This window comes from Nitrososphaera sp., from assembly GCF_037447015.1.
In the GTDB taxonomy this organism is placed as follows: Archaea; Thermoproteota; Nitrososphaeria; order Nitrososphaerales; family Nitrososphaeraceae; genus Nitrososphaera.
Genome location: NZ_JBBIHK010000049.1, coordinates 1 through 6,078 on the forward strand (window position 1 = coordinate 1; position 6,078 = coordinate 6,078).

At 57.5% G+C, this 6,078-nt stretch carries 9 protein-coding genes and 1 tRNA gene; 3 read left to right on the forward strand and 7 right to left on the reverse strand.

Going from position 1 to position 6,078, the window contains the following annotated elements:
• The first annotated feature begins 134 nt into the window (after positions 1-134).
• Positions 135-344, forward strand: a complete 210-nt coding sequence (locus WKI84_RS11905) for a hypothetical protein (protein WP_337863780.1) — start codon at positions 135-137, stop codon at positions 342-344.
• Between the two features lie 55 nt (positions 345-399).
• Here WKI84_RS11905 and WKI84_RS11910 read toward each other — a convergent pair whose 3' ends face one another.
• From WKI84_RS11910 to WKI84_RS11930, 5 genes are all read right to left on the reverse strand, one after another.
• Complete coding sequence (locus WKI84_RS11910; protein ID WP_337863781.1) at positions 400-960, reverse strand: hypothetical protein; 561 nt, start codon at positions 958-960, stop codon at positions 400-402.
• Positions 957-1,121, reverse strand: coding sequence for a hypothetical protein (locus tag WKI84_RS11915; protein WP_337863782.1), 165 nt, complete (start codon positions 1,119-1,121; stop codon positions 957-959). Before WKI84_RS11915 ends, WKI84_RS11910 begins: the two co-directional genes overlap by 4 nt.
• A gap of 116 nt (positions 1,122-1,237) precedes the next feature.
• Positions 1,238-2,263, reverse strand: a complete 1,026-nt coding sequence (locus WKI84_RS11920; protein ID WP_337863783.1) for a methyltransferase — start codon at positions 2,261-2,263, stop codon at positions 1,238-1,240.
• 167 nt (positions 2,264-2,430) lie between these two features.
• Positions 2,431-2,541: transfer RNA gene (locus WKI84_RS11925), tRNA-Lys, on the reverse strand.
• Positions 2,542-2,607: 66 nt separating this feature from the next.
• A complete protein-coding gene (locus tag WKI84_RS11930; RefSeq protein ID WP_337863784.1) occupies positions 2,608-3,201 on the reverse strand; it encodes an SRPBCC family protein in 594 nt (197 codons plus the stop codon).
• 162 nt (positions 3,202-3,363) lie between these two features.
• Between WKI84_RS11930 and WKI84_RS11935 the strand changes: the two genes are divergently transcribed.
• A complete protein-coding gene (locus tag WKI84_RS11935) occupies positions 3,364-3,603 on the forward strand; it encodes a hypothetical protein (RefSeq protein ID WP_337863785.1) in 240 nt (79 codons plus the stop codon).
• Between the two features lie 111 nt (positions 3,604-3,714).
• Here the strand turns inward: WKI84_RS11935 and WKI84_RS11940 are convergent, their stop codons facing one another.
• Both WKI84_RS11940 and WKI84_RS11945 read right to left on the reverse strand, forming a co-directional pair.
• Positions 3,715-4,053: a hypothetical protein gene (locus tag WKI84_RS11940; protein WP_337863786.1), complete on the reverse strand. Its 339-nt coding sequence runs from the start codon at positions 4,051-4,053 to the stop codon at positions 3,715-3,717.
• A gap of 84 nt (positions 4,054-4,137) precedes the next feature.
• Positions 4,138-5,049, reverse strand: coding sequence for a carboxypeptidase-like regulatory domain-containing protein (locus WKI84_RS11945; protein ID WP_337863787.1), 912 nt, complete (start codon positions 5,047-5,049; stop codon positions 4,138-4,140).
• Between the two features lie 147 nt (positions 5,050-5,196).
• Here WKI84_RS11945 and WKI84_RS11950 point away from each other — a divergent pair, with 147 nt between their 5' ends.
• Positions 5,197-6,069: a helix-turn-helix domain-containing protein gene (locus WKI84_RS11950; protein WP_337863788.1), complete on the forward strand. Its 873-nt coding sequence runs from the start codon at positions 5,197-5,199 to the stop codon at positions 6,067-6,069.
• The last annotated feature ends 9 nt before the right edge of the window (positions 6,070-6,078 follow it).

Below are 6,078 nucleotides of genomic sequence, written 5' to 3' on the forward strand. Positions count from 1 at the left end.
AGACCCGGCACGAGCCCGCAGGTAATCGGCCCCACCGCAGGGGCGTTTGGCACTTGACCTTCTCACCGGTCGCAAGATCAAGGTTTGCCCTGTATGGCTGTGCAAACCTGAGAATTATTACATGCGGCCGGCTTGTGACAACGCTGATAATGGAGGCAGCAGCAACAGCAGCGGCGTCAGCGCCGGCAGGGCGGAAACCCTGCCCGCTGTGCGGAAAAGAGATGTCGATGCGGCCGGCGACCAGCCCTTTGTTCCTCTGCTCATGCGGCCACGCGGAAGGCTTTACCTACATTGTGCGCAGGTTCGAATCTGCCCTGCTTGAAAAAAGGGAGGAAAAGATCTGACGGCGACGATTTTTTTCTTCCTTTCTTTCATAAAAAAAAGTAAAGGCGGCCGGTTTTACTCTTCGGCCAACGCGGTCACCGGCGCGCCTCCCGGCAGAGGGGCGTTTCTGTCGACCCGGTACTTGAAAATGTGCCCATAGTCTATGCCCAGTATCACGTTCCTGCCGACTGCGATTATCTTGGATTTTGGAACGTCGAACCTGTAGTCATAGTGGCCAAAGACCACTATCTTGTCGGCAGTCTCTTTCATCACGTGGCCGACGTGCTCCTCGTCCTGCGTACGCACGCCCTTGTTAAAGAGCGAGTTTGGGTACTTTTTCTCGTACGACGCCAGGTCCACGTCGGCGGTGGAGAGCCACTTTTTGACCTTTGCGCCGGTCGGGAGAGGGTCTTTGCGGCTCTTTCTGTAGCGCCTCACGATCTCGTAGAACGGCAGGTCAACTGCGACAGTGTTGCTACCGCCGGCGGCAGATTTGATCTCGGTCTTTAGTATGTCGTACCTCTCGTCGCCGTCGCCAAAGACGACTATCTTGTCTTCAGTCTCCCTGACGACGTGACCAATGTAGGGCCTGTCCTTGGCAGAGACGCCCTTGTTGAAGTACTTGCCAGAGGTCATGCCGGCGCTGCCATCACCCCTCCCCCTTCTTCCGCTGCAGCAGGTTTTCCCTCGCGCACAAGCTTGTCCGGCCATCGCTGCTGTTGCTGTTGCTGCTGCCACGCCAACTCCATGGCGGCAAAGCCGAGTCCGACCCAGGCTGTGCTTTCTACCGGTTCCATGGCGCAGGATGCGCATTTTCTAAAATTAAGCAGGACGTTTGCAAGGTATTGCAGGGCAAACCGTGCCCTGCGCTTTTAGTGTCGCAGATGAATGAAAGGAAAGAGGATTTCAGCTCTCAGGGTTTTACTCCCTCGACCACCCCTATGGCGCAGGATGGCGGGTAATGCGTCTGCGCGTACCGCAATCCTGCATCCTCCAGCAGGGCCGCATATTCTTTTTCCGTCCGCTCCCTGCCCGTAAGGGCGCACATCATGTGTATGTCAAACAGCTTTGAAAAGTGGGGCGTCTTGGGCCCGGGCACGGCGTGCTCGACTATGAAGACCCTTGCGCCGGGGGCCGACGCCTTACGTATGTTTGACAGGATCGCGACGCACTCTTGGTCGTCCCAGTCGTGCAGGATCATCTTCATGATGTACGCGTCTGCGCCGGGGACCTCCCTGAACATGTCGCCTGCGACATAGCTGCAGCGGTCAGCAAGTCCCATCCTGTGCGCCCACAAGAGCTCCTTGTCCCGGATTGTGGCCTCCAGCTCGAGGACCGTGCCTTTCAGCGCGGGGTGCTCCCGCAGTATGTTGCAGATGAGGTGCCCGTGTCCCCCTCCGATGTCGCACAGGTTGCCTATCTTGGAAAAGTCGTAGCCCTTGAGGGCTTCAAGCACCAGCCGGGTGTGTGTGGCAGAGTAGCTGCTCATGGCATAGTTGAACACCTGTGCATATTCGGGGTTCTGCGCGTGATAGTCGAATATCCGGCGGCCAAACTCTCTTACAAAGCCGTCCTGCTTGCCGTCCCTGACCATGTCCACCAGGTGCTTCCACAGCGCGTAATGAACGGGCCCCTCCTCCAGCAGCACCACTCCCCGCAGCGTCTGCGGGTGGTCCTGGCGCAGCAGCTCGCCCATCGGAGTGATGGCAAAGTTGCGGCCTTCGTCTTCGCTGAGGAACCCCAGCGAGGCAAGGGCCCTCAACAGCCTGTATGAAAGCGACGGGTCAAGCCCCAGCTCGTCGGCGATCTCGGACGCGTTCTTGGCCGGCGCGCCGACAGACTCGAATATCCCCAGTTTCACGCCGGCGTACAGTATCTGGCTTTTCCACCTGCCAAGGATGACATCTATGACTTGTTGATAGCTAGTAGGAGACGACATGTGATGATGACGCCTAGACCTGAAGGATGGTGGCGAGTATTAAGCATAGCCTTCTCTATCTGCTGTTTCCATGAACGATGACATGTCAGAAACACGTCGCAGGTTTGCGGCAGCTGCAAAAAAGGCGCATGCATGTATCAACAGAGCTAAAATTGTTGTAAGAGGAGCGGGTTCGGTGGGATTCGGACCCACGACATTCTAACCCAGCCCTTTTTCTTTGACAAAAAGAGGCTGATTGGTTAAGAGCCAAACGCTCTACCTGGCTGAGCTACGAACCCGCAGAATGTCTCGTGTAAAATGCGTTATTTAAACCTAAACAGAAAGGGAAAGGAGAAAAGAATCGCTCAGGCAGACTTGGCCAGAGCTTCCTGCCTGTCCTTTATGATCTTGATGATCGCGTCAGAGACAGAGCAGCCCATGTCCGCTTTTTCCTTCAGGATGTGCCTGTAGGCTGCCAGCGTGATATACACGGGTATCGAGCCGTTGCCTTCCAGGAGAGCCTTGACCCTGTAGAGGCCCGTCTCCATCCCGCGCTCTGCAATGCCCTTGAGCTTGACCTTGTCGATGAGGCCGCCAAGCGGGCCCATCGGCATGTCATAGTCTACTTCCATCGAGACCCGGGTCTTTTTCTCGCCCAGTTCGTCAAAACTCACAGTGATCTCCCACCTCTTGAAGGGGCCCTCGATCATCTTGGCTTTTATCCTGCGCAGGTAGTCATATTCCGTGGTCTCACAGTCCCACTCTAGTTTCTTACCATCGAAATCACCGCTAATCCTAAATGTAGTGCCAACGCCCATGCCCGCCTTGACATCCACCGGGACGACGTTGAGGCCGACGTTCTCCGGGAACTGGTCAGCCATGTGCTCCGGCCGCGCGAAATAAGTGAATGCCTCGCTGGTCGGGACATTGATCTCGACACTCTTTTTGATAACGGTCATTGATAGTCCAATTCGGCATTCTGAATTTAAAGGTTTTGACCATGCAGCGGGCACGTGTAAAAAAGCGTCGTTCGTCAGGGAAGCAGTGTGATTGCACTGCATTGCAGTAAAGGGGTCCTTTTACAGTTAACATTTTATTCCGTCTATTAGAATTTCATCCGCATGATACTGAGTGGCGCCACCGGCACGCTGCTAAAGATAGACCCTGCCAAGAGCACGATCACCGTGAAAAAGCACACCGGCGTTCAGGACTTTGGCTACGACAAAGACGACTTTGACGCAGAGCAGTACACGTCGCTGACAGGCAAGTTGGTGAACCTGCAGCTGCGCGACTTTATGGTGGTCGCGATAATAAAAGGCGACGGCGAAGAAGGAGAAGAAGAAAAACAAAAGGGAGAATAATAACAAGAGAGGCAGGACAGGGATTCCTCCTCTCCCCCTCCCTTCTTCTTCCCTTGCCTCTGCTTCTTCACGTTTCTCCCTGCAGGCACCGCCGTGGAGGGGTGGGAAGCGTCATGCTCCCGCGTCTTGCGCCGCCGCTCTATCTGCCCTCATCATCGCCCGCGATTCCATCGCAAGAACCGCCGCTGCGAGCCCTATGAACGCGGCCTGCAGCAGCTCCACTGCGAGGCCCATCTCGTTTACGGGCCCGCCCCTGCCGGTTACCGGGTTGCCCGGCATCCGTGTTATTACCCACAGGGCTACCAGGACTGCCGTGCCGGCGATCCCTACCGCATACCACGCCCTGCCCCACCTCCTTGCCATCGGGACCGCCCAGAAGAGCTGGGCCGCCCCGCCCACAAAAAAGAGGATGGCGCCGTTTGGGTTAAAGTTCAGCATGTTTGGCGCCATGACGAGGTGCAGTATTCCCGCTATCGCAGTCGCTGCCGCAGCCCCGTAGTAGAGGAGATACCTGCTCCTCGTTTCTGCAATTCCCTAGTAGGAAAAGTTCAGCTCGTGGTTCGAGCCCCTCTCCACTACAAAGTTGTTGACCACCTTGTCCGTGCCGTCAGGATAGGCGACCATGATTATGTACGTTCCCGGGGGCAGGTCCAAAAAGTACCGGCCGTCTATGGATATGAACGCGCTTTCGGTGTGGCCGGAGCCGCTCTGCTCGGCAGCAACCACTGACGCGCCCACCGCAGGTAGCCCGCCGGGGCCGGCGACAAAGCCGTGCAGGACGCCGGGCTCGACTCCGCCTGCTGCCCCTGCTGTCGTTGCCGATGATGTTGTTGTTGGCGCCGAAGTGGGAATGTTCGAGTTCGGCAGGAGCCCGCCGCTTATCACCGCGCCTACTATCACGATGGCGCCTATGATGCCCGCCGCCACATAGGCCGCCGGCCACAGGGAGCTTTTTCCGCCTGCCCTCGCCCTTTCTTCCACCCTTGGAGGGGTCTCGGCCGCCAGGACCTGCCCTGACGGGGAGGGAGCCCGCTCGTCGGCGATCCGCGCGTGCTGGTGGCTGTGGCGGTGGCCGTGCTCGTGGCTGACAGGGTAGGCGCCTATGCCGCCCGTGTACTCGCCCGTGACTTCCAGCACGTCGTCTGAATCCGATATCTCTTTCAACGCTTCAAGGGTCAGCTTTTGGTTGGTGACAAAGTGGGTCCCGTTGTCGTATATCGCCGGGACCATGCCTGTCTTTTCTATGATGTATTCGCGCGCCCTCTGCGAGTCCACGCCCGGCTTGGTAAAGACTTCGAGCATGTAGATGGGGGCCACGCGGGGGTTTTCCAGCTGCCGCAGCAGCAGGTCGTGCACGAGCCCCGAGTCCACCTTGGGCAGGTACTGCTCGTACTTTTCCTGCAGCCGCCTGAACTGATCCTTTATCTCTGCGACTTCCTGGGACATATCAGTCAGGCAGTATTTGCACGCCCGGCCTGATAACGCTGTTTGAACAGGACTTGGCAAATTCTACAAATCCTGTCAATATCGACATTTCCTGCGAAATATCGCCTTGCGTGGAAACGTTAATTATTCTGCAAGCTAATTCTTGCTGTGGAAGAGGAAGAGGGGGAGGCAGAGGTCGTCGCTCCATCACCTGCTGCCGTCGAAGATAACGCTGCAGCCGTTTCCTCGGCGCTGTTTGCAGAGCTGGCAAGCGAGGTCAGGTGTTCCATAGTACTTGCCCTTTATTCAAGGCAGGCCAAGCTCAGCGCGCTTGCAAGAGAGCTTGACACCACGGTGCAGGATGTCTACCGCAACATAAACAGGCTTGCGCAGGCCGGCCTGGTCAGGCGCGCAGACGGCAACAATTTCGAGCTCACCGAGATGGGCATGATGGCCGCCAGGCAGGTCCCGTTCTTCCACTTTCTGGCAAAGAACGGCGAGTTCATCAACAAGCACGCGATTGTAGAGGGAGGCGGAGGCGGCGGGCTCCCGGACAAGTTTGTGCAGAGGATGGGCGAGCTGGAAGGATGCAGGCCGGTCTCCAGCGTGACCCTGGTGCTTGAGCGCCTGAAAAAGCTGGAATCAGACGCCCACCGGTGGCTCAAGATAATGATAGCCCAGGCGTGGAGCGAGGAGGGCAGGATACTGGCAGAGGCTGCAGGGCGCGGGGTTGAAGTCTGGGTGCTTGCGGGCCGCAACACCGTGTTCCCAAGGGAAGTCATAGAGGCGACCCAGACGCTTGACAAGCTGCGGATGACCGGCAGGGTGAACGCAAGGATGGTGGACAGCGTGCCTGCCGCGCTCTATGTGTCCGACTCGCAGGCGGCCATCGTGTTCCCTTCCTTCTCTGGCGGCGCGGTCGAGATGAGCTCGGCGCTCATGGGCGACGACGAGAGGTCAAGGGGCTGGTGCCTCGACCTCTTTGACCACATGTGGCAGGAATCGGTGCCGTTTGACATCAAAAAGACGACCATAGTGTAAAAGAAAAGA

Excerpts from the sequence above, each read along its gene's own strand:
- WKI84_RS11910 (WP_337863781.1), bottom strand. The coding sequence starts at position 960 with ATGACCTCTGGCAAGTACTTCAACAAGGGCGTCTCTGCCAAGGACAGG.
- WKI84_RS11915 (WP_337863782.1), bottom strand. The coding sequence starts at position 1,121 with ATGGAACCGGTAGAAAGCACAGCCTGGGTCGGACTCGGCTTTGCCGCC.
- WKI84_RS11920 (WP_337863783.1), bottom strand. The coding sequence starts at position 2,263 with ATGTCGTCTCCTACTAGCTATCAACAAGTCATAGATGTCATCCTTGGC.
- WKI84_RS11945 (WP_337863787.1), bottom strand. The coding sequence starts at position 5,049 with ATGTCCCAGGAAGTCGCAGAGATAAAGGATCAGTTCAGGCGGCTGCAG.
- WKI84_RS11935 (WP_337863785.1), top strand. The coding sequence starts at position 3,364 with ATGATACTGAGTGGCGCCACCGGCACGCTGCTAAAGATAGACCCTGCC.
- WKI84_RS11940 (WP_337863786.1), bottom strand. The coding sequence starts at position 4,053 with ATGGCGCCAAACATGCTGAACTTTAACCCAAACGGCGCCATCCTCTTT.
- WKI84_RS11930 (WP_337863784.1), bottom strand. The coding sequence starts at position 3,201 with ATGACCGTTATCAAAAAGAGTGTCGAGATCAATGTCCCGACCAGCGAG.